The following is a 17,214-nucleotide window of genomic DNA, read 5'->3' as shown; positions in this document are numbered from 1 at the left end:
AGTGCCGACGCTAGGCCGGTGCCGGGAACCAGCGGGTACCGTGAGGTGGTGTACGACCCCGCTGAGGAACAGCTCTTCCTCGCCGATTGCCCCGCGCGCCTGACGGTGGAGGTCATCGCCGACAAGTGGTCGGTGGTCGTGCTGGCCGCGCTCAGTCGAGGACCGAGACGGCACGGCGAACTGGTCGAGTCGATCGGCGGCATCTCCCGCAAGGTGCTCACCCAGACCCTGCGCCGGCTGCAGGCCCACGGCCTCGTGCGTCGCGAACCCCACCCGGGTGAGGCGCACCGCGCGCAGTACGAACTCACGCCGCTGGGATCCAGCCTGACCGGCCCCGTCCGCGAACTGGCCCTGTGGGCCCGGGTCAACGGGGAGGCGGTCCTCGACGCCCTCGAGGCCGACGCGCCCGGCGTCGATCCCGGCGTCGGCTCCCGCTGAGCCGCAGGCCCGATCGCGCTCGTCGGCCGTTCTCCCGGTCGCGTCGGTCCGCGGCGTCAGGAGGCGTTGCTCAACTTGGCGAGGAGGTGCCGCAGCTGGTCCTGCTCGCGGACGGTGAGCGTGGGCAGGGGAGTGGCCGCGACCACGCGGTCGAGGAGCCGCTGGCGCAGGTGCCTCCCGGACTCGGTGAGTTCCAGGACCCTGGAGCGCTTGTCGTCCGGGTGGGGCCGTCGGACGAGGAGACCGGCCTCTTCGAGCTTGTCGCCCATGAGCGTCACGTTGGACGGGTCGCACCCCAGTGAGCGGGCGATCTCCCGCATCCGCAGGGGCGGGCGGTCGGGGTCCAGCAACCACAGCAGGCCACCGGCGGAGCCGGACACGTCGAACTCCGCCAGGGCCTTGCCCACTTCGACGTTCAACGCGGCCGAGACCTCGAACAACTGCTGCAGCAGGGGCAGGACCCGGTCGGGCCCCGCGGTGGTCGACCCGTTCCCCATGCGTCTCACCGTAGTCCTTGACCCTTGAGAAGCTCAAGCTTACCGTTGAGGAACTCAAGGATCTGCGCGACATCGGAGGACCACGTGACGGAGAACGGGATGACCGAGGTGAGGCTGACCGGAACCGGTGGCCCGGAGGTGCTCCAGCTGCGGACGGCGCCCGTGCCCACGCCCGGTCCGGGTCAGCTGCTGGTGCGGATGCAGGCCGCCGGGGTCGCGTTCGGCGACGTCACCCAGCGCCAGGGTCGCAACCCCGGCAAACCCCCGCGCGTCCTCGGCTACGACGTCGTCGGAACGGTGGAGGCGGTCGGTCCGGGCACCGGTGACTGGGCTGCGGGCGACCGGGTCGCCGCCCTGACCATGACCGGCGGGTACGCCAGCCACGTGCTGGCCGACAGCGCGTGGGCCGTGCCGGTGCCGCCCGCGCTCGACGCGCCCCGCGTCAGCGCCCTGGTGCTGAACCACCTCACCGCCTGGCAGATGCTGCACCGGGTCGCCCGCGTGCACGCCGGTCAGTCGGTGCTGGTGCTCGGTGCCGCCGGTGGCGTGGGGTCCGCCCTAGTCGAGCTCGCGCAGCTCGCCGGTGCCACCGTGTACGGGACCGCCTCCGAGCGGCGGCGGCCGGCGCTGCTGGAGCAGGGCGTCCGGGTGGTCGCCGACGCGAGCGCGTTGCCGGAACCGGTCGACGTGGTGTTCGACCCGGTCGGAGGCCCCTCGCTGGCTCGCAGCCGTGCCGCCGTCGTGAAGGGCGGGGTGGTGGTGTCCTTCGGGTTCAGCTTCACCGTCGGCGGGGGACACGGTCGCGTCGGCGGCCTCGTCCGCACCCTCGCCGCCTCGAGGGTCCGGCCCGGAGCGCGCGTCGTCCTGTACACCGTCGGAGGCGCCGCGAAGAAGGACCCCGCCGCGCTCCGGCAGGACCTGACCGCGCTCGTCGAACTCCTGGCGGCAGGACGGCTCGCGCCCCGCGTCGAGACGCTGCCGCTCGCCCGGGCGGCCGACGCCCACCGTCGGCTCGAAGACCGGCAGGTCCTCGGCAAGCTGGTCCTGGTCCCCTGACCGACAGCCGGGAGCCGGAGAGCTCCCGGGTCGAACGGCCCCGGGTCCCGCGGGGAGGTGAGGGGACCGTCACGTGGTGCGGGACGCGTCGTCCTTCGTGCCGCGGGTCCAGATGAGCTCGTGCCGCCGGTCGCGGACCTCCTGCTGCAGCGCCTCGCGGACGACGAGAACCTCCCGGCGGCGCACGGACTCGCGTCGGGCGACGAGCGTCACCGGGACCCGTGCAGGTGGCACGTAGGCCGCGACGGGCCGGAGGCCGGGGACCCGCTCGGCCATGAACTTCGACAGGAGCCCGACCCCCACCCCCAGGCGCACCGCCTCGAGCATCGCGAAGATGTTGTTCGAGCTGAAACGGACGTTCGGTTCGGGGACGTGCTCCGCCACGTCGAGCTCGTGGATGCGCTCCATCGCGTCCACGAAGAAGACGAGCGGGTGGTGGCTGAGTTCGGCCAGCGACGTCGGATCGCCGTGCCGGGCGAGGTACTCGTCGCTGGCGAAGAAGGCGTTGTCGTACTCGCACAGCCGTTCGTTGAACAACCGGGTCGTCGGTACGCCCACGGTCACCGCGAGGTCGAAACTGCTCTCGCGCAGCGTGAGTTCACGGGCGCCGGTCACCAGTTCGACGTTCAGCGAGGGGTGCTGCTCGCGGACGCGGGCGAGGGCCGGCACGACGAACACGGCGCCGAAGCCGTCGGCGGCGGTCACGCGCACCGTGCCGGACAGCGAGGTGGACCCGCTCCCGGACGCGACCTGCGCGACCGTGCTCATGGCCTTGACGACGGTCCGGGCGTGCTCGAGCACTTCCTGGCCCTTGTCGGTCAGGTTCCAGCCGTCGGGTCCCCGATCGAGCAGTCTGACGCCCAGCGACCGTTCGAGAGCCTGCAGTCGCCGGGACACGGTCGAGTGGTCGACCCCGAGGGCCTTGGCGGCGGAGACGACGCGGCCGGAGTCGGCCACGGCCACCAGGTAGCGCAGGTCGTCAGCTCGGAAGTCGAACGGGTCCTGACCCGTCACCGACGGCCCCGACCGTGCAGGAGCGCAGCACCCCTGTGCAGTTCTGGGCCTCGACACCGGGGCGCACCCGTTCCTAGCGTCGTACCCACCAGTCGGAGCCCGGTCTTCCCCCGTCCACCCGCACGACCCGCAGCAGGCGGGGTGCAGCACTGCCCTGGGTGCTCAGGTCCATGACCTGCGGCCGTCATGGCCAACGTTGTACCAGCAGGCCGGTCGCTTCCCAAGACCGGTCGCGACCGCCGCGGCGACGCGGGGCCCGCCCGGGACGGGCTGCGACTGTCTTGCCCCCACCACGAGAGGAACGTTCTGATGGCAACTCCCGCTGCCCTCCGCAAGGTCCTGATCACCGGAGCGGGAACCGGTTTCGGCCGCGAGGTCGCCCTGCGCCTGGCGGCCCGCGGTTTCGACGCCGTCGCGGCGGTCGAGATCTACGGCCAGGTGCAGACGCTCAAGCGCCAGGCCGAGGCACGAGGCGTGGACCTGCAGGTCGAGAAGCTCGACGTCACCGACGCCGGTGACCGGCGCAAGGCCCTGGACTGGGGGATCGAGGTCGTCGTGAACAACGCCGGCATCGGCGAGGGCGGGTCGACCGTCGACATCCCGGCGGCGAACATCCGGCGTCAGTTCGAGGTGAACGTGACGGGTCCCCTGCTGCTGACGCAGGGCATCGCCAAGCAGATGGCCAGGCGCGGGCAGGGACGCATCGTCTGGGTCTCCTCGCGCGAGGGCCTGAACGTCAACCCCTTCACGGGTCTGTACTCCGCGTCCAAGCACGCGGTCGAGGCCATCGCGGAGAGCATGAAGGACGAGCTGCAGGAGTTCGGCGTCGAGGTCGCCACCATGAACCCCGGCCCGTTCCTCACCGGTTTCAACGACCGCATCTTCCAGACGTGGCAGAGCTGGGAGGACGACCCTTCGGACCGCCTCTACGACTACTCGCAGCTGGCCTTCCCCCGGGCGCAGTTCAACCCCGAGCCGGTGTACGCCACCCTCACCGCGCTGGCGGCGGGCGACCTGGACACCTACCGCAACCTCGAGCCCACCTCGATGATCGAGGAGACCAGACAGCTCATCGACGCTCCCTGGAGCAAGAAGACCACCGACGGGCTGGGGACGCGCAACGACAACGTGCAGCAGGCCTACGACATGACGCCGGAACAGCTCCGCGACGACCAGGACCCCGTTGCCGCGGTCTGAGACCGCCGCGGCTGCGCAGTCCGTCCCCCGACCTCGACCCCCGAAACCCGCGCAACCCCGTGGAGCGTCATGTCCTCTTCGCCCGCTGACCCCGGTTCCCAGATCCTGCGCGATCCCCTGCGCAACAGGGGTACCGCCTTCGACCACTCCCAGCGCAGTCAGCTCGGGCTGACCGGCCGGTTGCCGGCGGCCGTCGAGACGCTCGAGCAGCAGGCGGCTCGCTGCTGGTCGCAGCTCCAGGAACTCGGCTCCGACATGGACAAGTTCACCTACCTGGACCTGCTGCACCAGCGCAACCAGGTCCTGTACTTCCGGGTCCTGGCCGACCACCTCGAGGAACTGCTGCCCGTCGTCTACGACCCGACCATCGGCCAGGCCGTCGAACGCTGGTCGCGCGACTACCGGGTGTCGCAGGCCGCGTACCTCTCGATCGACCGCCCGGAGGACGTGGAGCCGACCCTGCGGTCGTTCGGCCTGGGCCCGGACGACGTCGACCTCCTCGTGTGCACCGACGCCGAGCAGATCCTCGGGATCGGGGACTGGGGCGTCAACGGCGTCGACATCGCCGTCGGCAAGCTGGCCGTCTACACGGCGGCCGCCGGCATCCACCCGGGGCGCGTCATCGCCGTGAGCCTCGACTGCGGCACCGACAACGCCGAACTCCTCAACGACCCGGCCTACCTCGGGGTCCGGCACGCCCGCACCCGCGGTCCCGAGTACGACCGCTTCGTCGACCGGTACCTGCAGACCGCCGCGGCGCTGTTCCCGAACGCGGTCCTGCACTTCGAGGACTTCGGACCCGAGAACGCCCGCCGCATCCTCGACGAGCACCGCGACACCCACCGGATCTTCAACGACGACATGCAGGGCACCGGCGCGATCGTGGTGGCCAGCGTGGTGTCCGCCCTGAAGGTGACCGGGCAGGGTTTCTCGGACCAGCGGCTGGTCGTCTTCGGCGCCGGCACCGCCGGGTCCGGCATGGCCGACCAGATCGTCGCCGGCATGGTCCGGGACGGGCTCTCGGAGGCCGAGGCCCGGCAGCGGGTGTGGCTGATCGACAAGCAGGGGCTGGTCACCGACGACCTGCCCGACCTGCCCGACTACCAGCGGCCCTACGCCCGCCCGGCCGACGAGGTCGCGAGCTGGCGGCACGGCAGCGGACCGGTCCGGCTGCTCGAGGTGGTCCAGCAGGTCAGGCCGACCATCCTGATCGGGACGTCCACCGCCCACGGCGCGTTCACCGAGGACGTGGTGCGCGCCCTGTGCGCCGGTGTCGAGCGCCCGATCCTGCTGCCGTTGTCCAACCCGACCGAGCGGATCGAGGTGATGCCCCAGGACGCGATCGCGTGGTCGGGGGGCAGAGCGCTCGTCGCGGTCGGCATCCCCTCCCACACGGTGGAGCACGACGGCACCACGTACGTGATCGGGCAGGCCAACAACGCCCTGCTGTACCCCGGGCTCGGTCTGGGTGCCGTCGTCGCCGGGGCCACCCGCATCACCGACGGGATGCTGCTGGCCGCGGCGGCCGCGATCGCCGGGCAGGTCGACCCCACCCCGCCGGGTGCGTCGCTGCTGCCGCCGGTCCGGGACCTGCGGGCGTCCTCGGCGATCGTGGCCCGGGCCGTCGCCGAGGCGGCGGTCCACGACGGTGTCGCCACCCGCCGGCACGAGAACCTCGTCCAGAGCGTGCAGGACGCCATGTGGCAGCCCGACTACGCGACCGAGGAGTGAGCAGGATGCCCACGCGCCGCAAGAAGACGCCCGAGCTGGTCGTGCACGACATCGCCATCGGTACCGGGGCCACCGGTTCCCGCACCGAGTCCGACTCCCTCGGAGACGTCCAGGTACCCGCCGACCGCTACTGGGGTGCGCAGACGCAGCGTTCCCTGGTGCACTTCTCGATCGGCGACGACCGCATGCCGAAGGAGCTCTACCACGCCTACGGCTACGTCAAGAAGGCCGCCGCTCTGGTGAACCACGCCGGGGGCCGGCTGGACGCGGCGCGCAAGGACGCCATCGTCCAGGCCGCCGACGAGGCCATCTGCGGGCGGCTGGACCCCGAGTTCCCGCTGTTCGTCTGGCAGACCGGCTCCGGCACCCAGTCGAACATGAACGTCAACGAAGTGCTGGCGAACCGGGCCAGTCAGCTCCTGGGCGGCCGGCTGGGGGACAAGTCGCCCGTGCACCCCAACGACCACGTCAACCTGGGCCAGTCGTCCAACGACACCTTCCCCACCGCCATGCACCTGGCGACCCTGATGAAGGTCCGCCGCGACACGTTGCGGCAGGTCAGGGCCCTGGCCGAGGCCGTCATGACCAAGGCCGAGCAGTGGGTCGACGTGGTCAAGACCGGACGGACCCACCTGCAGGACGCGACGCCCCTGACGGTGGGTCAGGAGTGGTCCGGGTGGGCGGTCCAGCTGCACGGCGCGGCCGACCGCCTCGAGGACTCGCTGCACGCGATCAGCGAACTGGCCGTCGGTGGCACTGCCGTCGGGACCGGTCTGAACGCGCCGCCCGGGTTCGGCGACGAGGTCGTCGCGACGCTGTCGCAGCTCACGGGCGAGGCGCTGCGGCCCGCACCGTCGAAGTTCGCCGCGCAGGGATCCCTGGACGCCATGGTCAGCGTGTCGGCCGGGCTGCGCGGGGTCGCCGTCGCACTGGTCAAGATCGCCAACGACATGCGGTGGCTCGCCTCCGGCCCACGGGCGGGCCTGCACGAACTCGTGCTGCCGGAGAACGAACCGGGTTCGTCGATCATGCCGGGCAAGGTGAACCCGACCCAGCAGGAGGCGATGGTCATGGTGTGCCTGCAGGTCATGGGTGAGGACGGCATCGTGGCCGCCGCCGGGTCCCAGGGGAACTTCGAGCTGAACGCCATGCGTCCCGTCATCATCGACAACGTCCTGCACAGCGCCACCATCCTGGGAGACGCCTGCGACCGGTTGCGCGAGTTCAGCGTGACCGGCGTCCGCCTGGACCGCGCCCGCATCGACGAGTTCGTGGGCGCCTCGTTGATGCTGGTCACGGCCCTGTCGCCGGTCATCGGCTACGACAAGGCTTCGGCCATCGCCCACAAGGCCGACGACGAGGGCGTGTCCCTGCGGGAGGCGGCCCTCGCCTCCGGCATCGACCCCGAGGAGTTCGACCGCGTCGTCGACCCCGCCGCCATGGTCGGCGACCCGCGCCGGGACGTCGCCCGGGCCGTCAACGTCACGACCGCACCGCCCCGCTGATCCCGTCCGTCGACCACCTGGAGTCCACCCGACACGACCACCACCACGGGTTCCACCGCAGCACGGAGGACCTTCCTGGTCGGAGCCACCGGCGGTGGCGGCCGACGCGTCGTGAGCAGGTCGATCGCCGCCGGCCACGAGGTGACCGGGACCCACCACTCGCCCGACGGGGCGGACGTCGCGACCGGCTCCGTCGAACGCTTCGCCGCGCAGCAGGCGGGCGTCACCCGCCTGCCCCTCGTCCCCGTCGTCATGGACGCCCGGCACGGTGCGGCCCGGCACCCTGACCGACGAGGAGGGAACCGGTCGCGTCACCGCCGGGACCGCCGTCGCCCACGGCAGCGTCCCGCGCGACGACGTCGCCGCCTTCCTGGTCGAGGCCCTCTCCACCCCCGGCCTGAACCGCGCCCGGGGACCACGCTCCGTCGGGTGCCGGCGCCCACCGGGACCGAGCCCGGACGCCGCTGGCGGAGCTCACCGCAGGAATCTTCTCCACAGGTGATCCACGGATTCACGCCCCGCCATTCCCGCGGATCGATCGACGGAGAGTCGCGGCTTTCCACCGATCGTCAAGCGTTTGGGCCGTAGGAGGTCTCGCCGTGACGGGAATGGAGCCCATCGCGGGAAGGTCGGCGTTCTCGACGAGCGCTTTCCCCGCCCGGTGCTAGCGTTTTTCTCACGAAGTTCCGGAGCTCAGGGAGGAGTTCACATGGTCGTCCTCGGTGTCATCCTGCTGATCCTGGCGTTGCTGGTCCCGGCGCTGCACGTCCTGCTGTGGGTGGGGATCGTGCTGCTCGTCGTCGGCCTGGTGCTGAACCTGGTGCCCATCGGCGGCAGCCGGCGGCGCGTCTTCTGACGTTCCGCCCGGACGGGACGCACCCCTCTCCGCCCGCCTCGGGGGGACAGGCGGCAGTGGTGCGCCCCGCGCGGCACGCGCACGGTCAGTTCCGGCCCGCTCCGGTGACCAGACGCTCGTAGAGGTCGCGGTGCGCCCGAGCTGCGGCCGACCACGTGTGGCGGGCCGCGAGTCGTCGTCCACGCTCCGTCCGGTCGAGGTCGGGCTGTTCGACCGCCGTCCGCAGAGCGGCGGCGATGGACGCCGGGTCGTCGGCGAACAGCGCAGCACCGTCGAACACCTCGCGCAGCACGGGCAGGTCCCGCGTCACCAGGGGGACCCCCGCGGCCAGCGCCTCCATGGCCGCCAGGCCGAAACCCTCCTTCGTGGACACGAAGCCCATCGCGGCGGCGCCGGCGACCAGCCCGGGCAGGTCGTCCTCAGCGACGGGTCCCAGCACCTGCGGGTGGACGCCGAGCTCGACGGCGAGCCGGTCGAACTCCTCACGGTAGTCGCAGTAGTCGAACAACGTCTCGCCGCCGGCGAACACCAGTTCGACGTCGGGCAGCCCGGCCCGCAACCGCGCGACGGCGCGCAGCAGGTCCTGGCTGCCCTTGCGGGGTTCGATGCCCCCGACCGCCAGGACGTAGCGACCGAGACGGTCGCGCCAGGGCGCCGGGTCCGCTCCGACGAACCGCCCGGCGTCGACCCCGTTCGGGATGACCGTGGGCTGCAGCCCCCACCCGTCGGTCAGTTCACGGGCCACCGAGGCCGAGACGCACACGTGGGCGAACGGTTCGACGATCGCCTTCTCGTGGCAGGCCGCCAGTTCAGGGGTCGTGAAGGTGTCGAGGTGGTGGACGGTGCGCACGCAGCGGCCGACGGCGTTCGCGCTGATGCAGTCCTGGGCGTGCACCACGTCGTACTCCCCGGACCGGCGGGCCGGGTCGAACCCCTCGCGCAGCACGTCGATGGAGCGCAGGATGCGCGCGCCCACGTCCTCGCCCTCGCCCTCGCGGGCAGCGAACTCCACGACCCGCACGTCGACGCGGGGGTCGACGGGCCGGAAGAACGCCTGGTCGCCACCGCGGCCCAGCGTCCACACCGACACGTCCACGCCGAGGTCGACGAGGGCCTCGGCGAGGGCGAGGGTGTGGACGACCCCGCCGCGGGGTTTCGTCGAGTACGTCGTGAGGGCGACCCTCACGCGCGGACCGGGGACCGCAGGCAGATGCGGTCGGCCAGGAACTCCGCGTCCCGGGCCAGGCCGGCGAACCGTCCCGACCCCCAGGTGTGCATCCAGGGCAGGCCGAGGAAGAACAACCCGTCCGTCCCGGTGACGCCGCGGGTCTGGCGAGGACGGCCCCGGCCGTCGAACACCCCGAGCTCGACCCAGCGGTGGTCGGCGCGGTAGCCGACGCTCCACACGACCGAGCCCACCCCGGCCAGGTCCAGCGTCGTGGCCTCCTCCTGCGGCGGGGCCCACACGGGGCTGTACCGGGGCTCGGTGGGGGCGTCGAGGCCCAGCGCCGCGACGTACCGGTCGATGGAGTCCTTGATGCTCTCGGCGACGGAGTCGGCGTGGTCGAGGGCCTCGCGCAGGGTGGGGCTGAAGTGCGCGACACCGTCGCGGACGTCGTCGAGCCGGCCGAACAGGCCCATGCCCTCGAGGGCGAACCGGCGCAGGTCGATGTCCCGCCCACCGTCGCGCCCGGTCATGTAGTGGTTCGTCTTCTCCTGCGCGGCGGCCCCGCCGGGCACCTCGGCGGCGGTGACGTCGTAGACGCCCATCTCCTCCAGCCAGGCGATGCAGTCGCGGCCGCGGTACCGGCGGGCGCAGCGGGGGGCGTGACCCACGGCGAGGTGCACGCGGCGGCCGGCCAGGTGCAGGTCCTCGGCGATCTGCGCGCCGGACTGCCCGGACCCGACGACGAGGACGTCCCCGTCGGGCAGCGCGGACGGGCTGCGGTACGCGGAGCTGTGTAGTTGCGTCACCGTCTCGGGGATGCGCGCCGCGAAGGCGGGGACGACTGGCTGGTGGTAGCCGCCGGTGGCGATGACGACCTGGTCGGCGCTGAAACCGCCGGCCGTCGTCTCCAGCCGGAAGACGTCGGCGTCGCGCCACAGGCGGTGCACCTCGACGCCTTCGCGCACGGGCGGGTCGAAGCTGGCCGCGTAGGCGCGCAGGAACCGGTGGACCTCGTCGCGCGGCATGAAACCGTCGGGGTCGGTGCCGCCGAACTCCCCCGAGTAGGAGAACCCGGGCAGCCGGCACTGGAAGTTCGGGGTCACGAGGGTGAACGCGTCCCAGCGACCGTCGCGCCACTCGTGGGCGACCGTGTCGCGTTCGAGCAGGACGTGGTCCACGCCGCGGCGGGTCAGGTGGTGGCTGAGGGCGAGGCCGGCCTGGCCGGCTCCGACGATCAGCACGTCGTGGTGCTCGGTCACGGTGTCTCCTGCGGCAGAGGGGGTTCGAGGGCGAGGACGTGGACCCGGCCGGCCTGCCCGGCCGCGCGCCGCTCGATGTCGGACAACTGGGCCAGGGCGGCGGTGCAGGCCATCCCGTACCGGGCGCGGACCCGGTCGCTGGCCTCGGTCAGGGCCGTGCGGCAGCGGGCCGTGAACTCCTCGACCGGGTAGTCGTGGCCCGCGCTGAGGTGGTCGTGCACCACCAGGGAGGGGGAGTAGCAGTGCTGGACGGTGTCGTCGGGCCAGCGGACGGTGAACGTCGTCTCAGGCACGCGCGTGCTCCCGGACGAGGGTTCCGTAGGTGTCGGGACGACGGTCGCGCAGGTTGAACATCGACCGGCGGGCCGCAGCGAGCTCGGCCGCCACGTCGACGTCGGCGACGGCCAGGCCCGCTTCGACACCGGTGGCGGCCAGGACCTCCCCACCGGGGCCGACGACCTTCGCGCTGCCGACGAACCGCAGCGACCCGAACGTCCCCGCCTGGTTCGCCGCCACCCAGACGACCTGGTTCTCCAGCGCGCGGGCCCGGTCGTACAGGTCGAACCGCTTCGTCCAGCGGTCCTGCGCGAGGTCGGCGGAGGAGGCGGTGCGCGACCCGGGCCAGGCGGAGATGCTCACGACGATCTCGGCGCCGTCGAGGGCGGCCGCCCGGGCCGCCTCGGGGAACGCCTTGTCGTAGCAGATCTGCAGGCCGATGCGGCCGACCGGGGTGTCGAACGCCTCGAAGACCGACCCCGCCGCGTAGGAGAGGTTCTCGCCCAGCGGCTGGTGGACCTTGCGGTGGACGCCGAGGATCCCGTCCCCCGTGAGGGCCACGGCGGTGTTGTAGAGGTCACCGTCCTGCCCGTCCTCGCACAGGCCGAGGACGACGACGGTGTCCCCGGCCAGTTCGGCGACCCGGCGCAGTTCGGGGCCGTCCAGGCGCAGCGGCGGCGGCCCGGAGCGGGCGCGGCGCGAGCCGGTCGTCCCGCGGTCCTCGCTGGAACCCAGGGAGGACAGGTACCCGCCGAGGCAGGCCTCGGGCAGGGCCAGCAGGTGCGCCCCCCGCGACGCGGCGAGGAGTCGTTCGACGGTGGCGTAGGCGGCGTCGAGGTCGCGGCCGAAGTTCTCGGCGGCGGCGGCCAGTCTGGTCATGCGGTTCCCATTCCTGTGACGGGACCCGGGATCACCCGGGTCACCTCACCGTCGGGCCAGCGCAGCGACACCCCCCGGTCGTCCGGGGAGGAGGCGGCGTGCAGGCGGCCGACGGTCGCGGTGGTGGCCGGTCCGGCGGGAGCCGGGGTGCGGCGGGGGAGGTCGGCGGTCACCATCCCGAAACCCGGGAAGCAGGTGAACCAGTCGCCGACGGTGGTCCCGGGCGGGCGCGGGACGGAGGTGACGTCGATCTCGGCGCCGACGCCGCTGGCCTCGGCGAGCATCCCGACGGTGCCGAGCAGACCCGCCATGCTGACGTCCTTCGCAGCGGCGGGGCGGGTGCGGGCGACGAAGGACCCCATCCGCCGCAGGTCCCCGGGGGACCGGTGCGAGGTGGAGTCCCACTGCGAACCGGAGTAGCCCGGCCGCCAGGAACCGTCGAGGTCGACGGTCAGGGACAGGGCGTGCCCGGGACGGCCCCCGCCCGCGGGGACCGGGTCGGGCGTGCGGCCCAGGGCGGTCACCGACAGCGCGGCGGGCACCCCGAACTGGGTGTGGCCGCCGAGCACGGGAATGCCCCAGGCGCGGCTCGCGGCGCGCAGCCCCGCCACGACCCGGCGGGCGTGCCCGGCGGTGGGGGCGCCCAGCGCGTCCAGCAGCCCGACCGGGTTCGCCCCCATCGCCGCGAGGTCGTTGACGTTCACCAGGACCGCGCACCAGCCCGCCCACTCGGGGTCCCGCTCGACGAGGGAGGGCAGGATCGCGTCGCAGGCGGCGACGACGTCCGTGCCCGGCACCGGGGTACCGTCGTCGCCGCGGAAACCCTCCGGGGTCTGCACGAGACCGTCCAGGACACCCGCCAGCGCGGCCTTGGTCGCCTCGGCCAGCCGGCGGGGGCGGTCCACCGGGTACCGGACGAGGACGTGCGGGGTGCCCTGCACGACGACGTCGCGCACGTGCTGCCAGCCGAGGCGGCGGAACAGCACGGTGTTGCGTGCCTGCACGGTGGCCTCGAAGCGCAGGGCGCCGAGCTCCTCCGCGTGCGCGCAGGCGGCCCGGACGAGGGCGCTGCCGACCCCGCCCAGCGTGCGGGCCCCGGGGGCCACCACGAGCCGGCTGCCGCGCCACCAGCCGACGTCGTCGGCCGTGCAGGGCGCCAGCCGGACACCGCCGACGACCGTGCCGTCGGCGGCGCGGGCCACCAGGACCCGACGGCGCGGGTCGTCGTCCGCGTCGTCGTGGTCGTCGGTCGAGAACAACCGCTGCTCGGCCACGAAGGCTTCGCGGCGCAGCCGGCGGTGGGCGCGTTCGGCGGCGTCGTCGGCGACCTCGACGTGGAAGGCCGTGCGCTGGCGCGGCAGGCCGGCCAGGACCGGCAGGTCGAACGGCATCGTGGGTCCCCTTCGAGGTCCGGGTCCGGGGTTCAGGCGCTGAGGTTCTGCAGGACCGAGCACGCCCCGCAGGCCGCGCAACCGGCCATCTGGTCCGCACCGCGCATCCCGCCGGCCCGCAGGGCTGCCGCGACCCTGCGGGTGACGTCCTCCAGGACGGCCGGGTCGGGGGCGTGGGCGCCGTCGACGTCCACCGCGAGGGTTCCCGCCAGCGGCCGGAACGGGACGACGAACGGGTAGACGCCGAGCTCGATCAGGCGTTCGGCGCCCTCGACGAGTTCGTCGGGGTCCTCGCCCAGCCCCACCAGCAGGTACGTGGAGACCTGGTTGCGGCCGAACACCCGCACGGCCTCGGTCCACGCGGCCCAGTACTCCGCCAGCGGCACCGTCGACTTGCCCGGCATCCAGCGGCGCCGGACCGCGTCGTCGAGGGACTCGACGTGGAGGCCGATGGAGGCGGCCCCGGCCTCCTTCAGCTCGGTGATCGTGGCCGGGTCCGCGGGCGGTTCGCACTGCACCTGCACGGGCAGGCCGGGGACGGCCTCCTGGACCGCCCGGACGCAGCGGGCGAGGTGCCGGGCGCCGCGGTCGGGAGCCGTGGAGGTGCCCGTCGTCATGACGACGTGCCGGATCCCGTCGAGGTCGACGGCGGCGCGGGCGACCTCGGCGAGCATCGCGGGGGTCTTGACCGCGATGGTCGCGCCCGCGGTGAGGGACTCCTCGACGGCGCAGAACCGGCAGCGGTTCTCGGGGGCGTAGCGCGAGCAGGTCTGCACCACGGTGGTGGCCAGCACGTCGCGCCCGTGCAGCTTCGCGATCTGCTCGTAGGGGGTGCCGTCGGCGGTCCGCAGGTCGTAGAACCGCGGCCGCGCGACGGGTTCGACCGTGACCCCGAGGTCCGTGACCGCGCCGGTCCTCTCGAGCAGGAGCCGGCCGTCGCGCACGAGGTACGGGCTGTCGGGGCGCAACGGGATCGCCGAGGCGAGACCGTCCAGGACGACGTGGCCGTCGTCGCTCGGCCCCGCACCACCCGTGCGGCGGACGGGGGCCGCCAGGCGGACGCCGCGGATCGCGACGTCCACCCGGGTCCCGACGGCGTTCTCGCAGGTCATCAGAGGTTGTAGGTCGAGTTGATGATGGCGCCCCTGCGGGCGTAGTGGATGAGCGCGTCCTGCACGTCGAGCGGGTGGCAGGGGACGACCCCGGCGATGAGGTCCTCCTCGCGGTTGCCGTGCAGGGCGAGCCCGAACCGGCAGCAGTAGACGGTCCCGCCCTCGGCGATGAACGTCTCCAGGGCGCCGTTGACGTTCTGCTCACCGGGGAACCCGGAGTCGCCCACGGTGGGGAACCCGCGGGTCGCGATGCAGTTCATGGCCCCGGGACCGTAGAAGTAGATCGCGGAGTCGTACCCCTTCCGCAGGGCGCGGGTGGCCTGCAGGATCGCGACGAAGCTCACCGACGACTCGTGGGCGATGCCGTGCACGAGGGTGAAGTAACTCTCCCCGTTCTCGGCCTGGTAGTCGGGGAAGACCTTGGTCTTGCCGTACAGGTCCTCGCCCTTCTCCTTGACCGGGTGCGGGACCTCGGCGAGGGACTTGGCGATGTTCGCCTTGATGAGCTCGTCGATCTCGGTCGTGGTGGCGGGGGCGGCGGTGGTCGTGGTCACGGTGGGCTCCTCGTGGTGTGGACGTGGCTCGGGGACGGTGGTGGCGGTTCAGCCGTACAGGGTGGTGTAGTTGTCCTGCAGGAACATCCGGACGAGTTCGGGGTTCTGCGAGGCGGCCCGCAGGCGGGCGAGCTCTCCCGCGTGGTCGCCCCACGGCTCGTCGGAGGCGAACAGGACACGGTCGGCGCCGATCCCGCGCCGCTCGATCTCGGCGGCCAGCCAGCGGGGGGCGAAGCCGATCGCCCAGCTGGTGTCGGTGTAGACCTTCTTGCCGGCTTCGACCCAGTCGAAGAACCGGCCGCCGATGAGTTTGATGTGGGCGCTCATGCCCCCGCCGAGGTGGACGAGGTGGATCCGCACGTCGTCGCCGTAGCGGTCCACGAGTTTGCCCACCTCGTCGATGTCCGAGGCCGCCCCGGGGGAGGTGTGGACGTGGACGACGAGGTCCCGTTCCCGGGCGACGCCGAAGACCTTCTCGATCTGGGGCTGCGACGTCGGGTCGTCGACCCCGCCGCCGAGCAGGAAGCTCGTCTTGAGCGCGACGACCCCTCGCTCACCGGCCAGGGCCAGCGCGGCGTCGGTGAGCTCGGCGTCCTGGGCCCGCGGGGAGGTCCACAGGCCGCAGACGAACCGGTCGTCCTTCGCCGTGGTCTCGAGCACGAGCTCGTTGAGGGCGAAGCTGGCGCCGGCGACCGGAACGCCGTAGTTGGGCAGCAGCAGGGCGCGTTCGGTGCCCTCGCGGTCGAGGTCGTCGAGCAGGTCGGCGATCTGGTCGCGGGCGCTCGTGTCGGGGTTGACCGGCGGGCCCCCGTAGAAGGGGTACGCCGGCAACCGGCCGATGTGGCGGTGAGCGTCGAAGGTGCGTGCGTCGGGTGTGAGGGGCACGAGGGATAGTTCATGCCCTAACTGTTTCGGTCTGGTTACCTCGGGAAGACTTTCACGTTTCGTAGACCTCACCGCGGCGCTCGGCCAGGTGGTGCAGCGTGCGGCGTGCGCGCGCCACCTCGGCCTCCACGTCGATCTCGGCGACCGCCAGGCCGCCCTTCGAACCCGTCCGGGCCAGCACGTCGCCGCCGGGGTTCACGACCTTGGCCTGCCCGAGGAAGCGCAGGGAGCCGTGCATCCCCGTCTGGTTGGAGGACACCCAGACCACCTGGTTCTCCGCGGCCCGGGCGCAGTCGTAGAGGTCGAACAGCCGCGACTGCCGGTCCTGGGGCAGTCGCGAGGTGCGGTCGGTGACGTTGGCCGGCCAGGCCGACAGGCACGCGATCGTGTGCGCACCCTGGACGGCGAGGGTGCGCGCAGCCTCCGGGAAGGTCTTGTCGAAGTCGATGAGCATGCCCACCCTGCCGACGGGGGTGTCGAACGCGGCCAGGCGGTCGCCCGCCGCGTAGTGGCGCGCCTCACCCGGCGGCAGGTGGATCTTGCGGTGCCGGCCCAGGACGCCGTCGCCGTGCAGGCACACCGCGGCGGGGTGGTGGACGGTCGCCCCGTGCGTCTGGACCACCTCGGTGAAACCCAGGCACACCGTCATCGGGCCGCACGCGCGGCGCACCTCCTTGAACACCGCGTCCTCGGCGTCCAGGGCCGGGGGCAGGCCGGACTCCTCCGGGTCCCGGAGGTCGGCCAGGTACCCGCCGAGCGCACCGTGCGGCAGCACCAGGAGGTCCGTCCCCGTCACGCGGCACTCGGCGACGATGGACAGGACCTTGCTCAGCCCGCGGTCGAGGTCACGGCCGAAGTGCCCTGCGGCAGCGGCGATGCGGACGGGGTCGGGCACCGGGCGAGTCTAGGGTCCGACCCGGGTCCGGTGCTCTCCCGCCCGCCGGGCACGGCCGTTCGCAGAGCGGGGTGGAATCCGCGGACGGGGCTGACCGACTCCAGCACCGAGGCCACGTGCAGGACGGTGGACTCGGCGTGCCAGGGGCCGGCGATCTGGACGCCGATCGGCAACCCGTCGGTGCTGGTGCCGAACCGCATGGACAGGGCGGGCATGCCGGTGATGTTGAACTGGACGGTGAAGGTCTGGACGTGGGTGACGTCCACCGTCTGCCCGTCGATCGTGAGCTCGGTGGCGCCGTGCTCGTGGGCGGGGGTGGGGTCCGCCGAGTCACTTGGAGAAGCCGGCGGTGAGGCCGGACAGCAGCTGGCGGCGGCCGACGACGTAGAGCACGAGGATCGGCAGGGTGGTCAGGACGACCGAGGCGAGCACGGCCGGGATGTTCACCGAGTACTGCCCCTGGAAGTTCCACAGGGCCAGCGGCAGGACGCGCAGGTCGGC

Annotated in this window: 18 protein-coding genes and 2 pseudogenes; 7 read left to right on the top strand and 13 right to left on the bottom strand. The window is 72.7% G+C overall.

The genetic code is table 11. The features are described 5' to 3' along the window. Positions 1-48 precede the first annotated feature (48 nt). Positions 49-438, top strand: a complete 390-nt coding sequence (locus tag CLV37_RS25050) for a winged helix-turn-helix transcriptional regulator (protein ID WP_106215479.1) — start codon at positions 49-51, stop codon at positions 436-438. Between the two features lie 56 nt (positions 439-494). Here the strand turns inward: CLV37_RS25050 and CLV37_RS25045 are convergent, their stop codons facing one another. After that, positions 495-935 (bottom strand): MarR family winged helix-turn-helix transcriptional regulator, encoded by a 441-nt coding sequence (locus tag CLV37_RS25045; RefSeq protein WP_106215478.1) that lies wholly within the window; start codon positions 933-935, stop codon positions 495-497. Positions 936-1,034: 99 nt separating this feature from the next. On the opposite strand from CLV37_RS25045, the gene CLV37_RS25040 reads away from it, so the two are divergent. Continuing rightward, positions 1,035-1,991 carry a zinc-binding dehydrogenase gene (locus CLV37_RS25040; protein WP_146149591.1) on the top strand — a complete coding sequence of 319 codons (957 nt, stop codon included), beginning with the start codon at positions 1,035-1,037 and terminating at the stop codon, positions 1,989-1,991. 69 nt (positions 1,992-2,060) lie between these two features. On the opposite strand, the gene CLV37_RS25035 is transcribed toward CLV37_RS25040, so the two are convergent. Continuing rightward, positions 2,061-3,005 (bottom strand): LysR family transcriptional regulator, encoded by a 945-nt coding sequence (locus CLV37_RS25035; protein ID WP_106215476.1) that lies wholly within the window; start codon positions 3,003-3,005, stop codon positions 2,061-2,063. A gap of 309 nt (positions 3,006-3,314) precedes the next feature. Between CLV37_RS25035 and CLV37_RS25030 the strand changes: the two genes are divergently transcribed. The 5 genes from CLV37_RS25030 to CLV37_RS27880 all read left to right on the top strand — a co-directional run bounded on the left by CLV37_RS25030 (position 3,315) and on the right by CLV37_RS27880 (position 8,294). Then, on the top strand, positions 3,315-4,202 hold the full coding sequence (locus CLV37_RS25030) for an SDR family oxidoreductase (RefSeq protein WP_106215475.1): 888 nt from the start codon (positions 3,315-3,317) through the stop codon (positions 4,200-4,202). Between the two features lie 69 nt (positions 4,203-4,271). Continuing rightward, positions 4,272-5,933 carry an NAD-dependent malic enzyme gene (locus CLV37_RS25025; RefSeq protein WP_106215474.1) on the top strand — a complete coding sequence of 554 codons (1,662 nt, stop codon included), beginning with the start codon at positions 4,272-4,274 and terminating at the stop codon, positions 5,931-5,933. Positions 5,934-5,938: 5 nt separating this feature from the next. Further along, positions 5,939-7,438, top strand: coding sequence for a class II fumarate hydratase (locus CLV37_RS25020; RefSeq protein ID WP_106215473.1), 1,500 nt, complete (start codon positions 5,939-5,941; stop codon positions 7,436-7,438). Positions 7,439-7,706: 268 nt separating this feature from the next. After that, complete coding sequence (locus CLV37_RS29235) at positions 7,707-7,940, top strand: NAD(P)H-binding protein (RefSeq protein WP_106215472.1); 234 nt, start codon at positions 7,707-7,709, stop codon at positions 7,938-7,940. Between the two features lie 207 nt (positions 7,941-8,147). Beyond that, the gene (locus CLV37_RS27880) at positions 8,148-8,294 is read left to right on the top strand and encodes a hypothetical protein (RefSeq protein ID WP_170127497.1); all 147 of its coding nucleotides are present in this window, start codon (positions 8,148-8,150) and stop codon (positions 8,292-8,294) included. Positions 8,295-8,379: 85 nt separating this feature from the next. Here CLV37_RS27880 and CLV37_RS25010 read toward each other — a convergent pair whose 3' ends face one another. The 11 genes and pseudogenes from CLV37_RS25010 to CLV37_RS29105 form a co-directional block, all read right to left on the bottom strand. Next, entirely contained in the window at positions 8,380-9,480 is a 1,101-nt protein-coding gene (locus CLV37_RS25010) for an MSMEG_0565 family glycosyltransferase (protein ID WP_106215471.1), read from the bottom strand. Then, positions 9,477-10,721, bottom strand: a complete 1,245-nt coding sequence (locus tag CLV37_RS25005) for an MSMEG_0569 family flavin-dependent oxidoreductase (RefSeq protein ID WP_106215470.1) — start codon at positions 10,719-10,721, stop codon at positions 9,477-9,479. Before CLV37_RS25005 ends, CLV37_RS25010 begins: the two co-directional genes overlap by 4 nt. Next, positions 10,718-11,014: an MSMEG_0570 family nitrogen starvation response protein gene (locus CLV37_RS25000; RefSeq protein WP_106215469.1), complete on the bottom strand. Its 297-nt coding sequence runs from the start codon at positions 11,012-11,014 to the stop codon at positions 10,718-10,720. The genes CLV37_RS25005 and CLV37_RS25000 overlap by 4 nt, the downstream gene beginning before the upstream one ends. Then, the gene (locus CLV37_RS24995; protein WP_106215468.1) at positions 11,007-11,876 is read right to left on the bottom strand and encodes a carbon-nitrogen hydrolase family protein; all 870 of its coding nucleotides are present in this window, start codon (positions 11,874-11,876) and stop codon (positions 11,007-11,009) included. The genes CLV37_RS25000 and CLV37_RS24995 overlap by 8 nt, the downstream gene beginning before the upstream one ends. Beyond that, positions 11,873-13,267, bottom strand: coding sequence for an MSMEG_0567/sll0787 family protein (locus tag CLV37_RS24990; RefSeq protein ID WP_106215467.1), 1,395 nt, complete (start codon positions 13,265-13,267; stop codon positions 11,873-11,875). The genes CLV37_RS24995 and CLV37_RS24990 overlap by 4 nt, the downstream gene beginning before the upstream one ends. A 32-nt stretch (positions 13,268-13,299) precedes the next feature. Then, positions 13,300-14,379: an MSMEG_0568 family radical SAM protein gene (locus CLV37_RS24985; RefSeq protein ID WP_106215466.1), complete on the bottom strand. Its 1,080-nt coding sequence runs from the start codon at positions 14,377-14,379 to the stop codon at positions 13,300-13,302. Next, a complete protein-coding gene (locus CLV37_RS24980; RefSeq protein ID WP_211298941.1) occupies positions 14,379-14,933 on the bottom strand; it encodes an MSMEG_0572/Sll0783 family nitrogen starvation response protein in 555 nt (184 codons plus the stop codon). Before CLV37_RS24980 ends, CLV37_RS24985 begins: the two co-directional genes overlap by 1 nt. Before the next feature lie 48 nt (positions 14,934-14,981). Then, positions 14,982-15,818, bottom strand: a complete 837-nt coding sequence (locus tag CLV37_RS24975; RefSeq protein ID WP_106215465.1) for an amidohydrolase family protein — start codon at positions 15,816-15,818, stop codon at positions 14,982-14,984. 52 nt (positions 15,819-15,870) lie between these two features. Further along, positions 15,871-16,713 carry a carbon-nitrogen hydrolase family protein gene (locus tag CLV37_RS24970; RefSeq protein WP_106215464.1) on the bottom strand — a complete coding sequence of 281 codons (843 nt, stop codon included), beginning with the start codon at positions 16,711-16,713 and terminating at the stop codon, positions 15,871-15,873. 62 nt (positions 16,714-16,775) lie between these two features. Beyond that, a pseudogene (locus CLV37_RS27200) lies at positions 16,776-17,033 on the bottom strand (amidase family protein); the annotation flags it as partial. 10 nt (positions 17,034-17,043) lie between these two features. Beyond that, positions 17,044-17,214, bottom strand: a pseudogene (locus CLV37_RS29105) (carbohydrate ABC transporter permease); the annotation flags it as partial.

The sequence above is a fragment of the Kineococcus rhizosphaerae genome, from assembly GCF_003002055.1.
GTDB lineage: Bacteria > Actinomycetota > Actinomycetes > Actinomycetales > Kineococcaceae > Kineococcus > Kineococcus rhizosphaerae.
This window is presented reverse-complemented; position numbering and strand designations above follow the sequence as displayed.

What these genes read in the sequence shown, in the direction of transcription:
- CLV37_RS25045 (WP_106215478.1), bottom strand. Translation starts at nt 935, where the DNA reads ATGGGGAACGGGTCGACCACCGCGGGGCCCGACCGGGTCCTGCCCCTG.
- CLV37_RS25040 (WP_146149591.1), top strand. Translation starts at nt 1,035, where the DNA reads ATGACCGAGGTGAGGCTGACCGGAACCGGTGGCCCGGAGGTGCTCCAG.
- CLV37_RS25030 (WP_106215475.1), top strand. Translation starts at nt 3,315, where the DNA reads ATGGCAACTCCCGCTGCCCTCCGCAAGGTCCTGATCACCGGAGCGGGA.
- CLV37_RS25025 (WP_106215474.1), top strand. Translation starts at nt 4,272, where the DNA reads ATGTCCTCTTCGCCCGCTGACCCCGGTTCCCAGATCCTGCGCGATCCC.
- CLV37_RS25020 (WP_106215473.1), top strand. Translation starts at nt 5,939, where the DNA reads ATGCCCACGCGCCGCAAGAAGACGCCCGAGCTGGTCGTGCACGACATC.
- CLV37_RS27880 (WP_170127497.1), top strand. Translation starts at nt 8,148, where the DNA reads ATGGTCGTCCTCGGTGTCATCCTGCTGATCCTGGCGTTGCTGGTCCCG.
- CLV37_RS24995 (WP_106215468.1), bottom strand. Translation starts at nt 11,876, where the DNA reads ATGACCAGACTGGCCGCCGCCGCCGAGAACTTCGGCCGCGACCTCGAC.
- CLV37_RS24990 (WP_106215467.1), bottom strand. Translation starts at nt 13,267, where the DNA reads ATGCCGTTCGACCTGCCGGTCCTGGCCGGCCTGCCGCGCCAGCGCACG.
- CLV37_RS24985 (WP_106215466.1), bottom strand. Translation starts at nt 14,379, where the DNA reads ATGACCTGCGAGAACGCCGTCGGGACCCGGGTGGACGTCGCGATCCGC.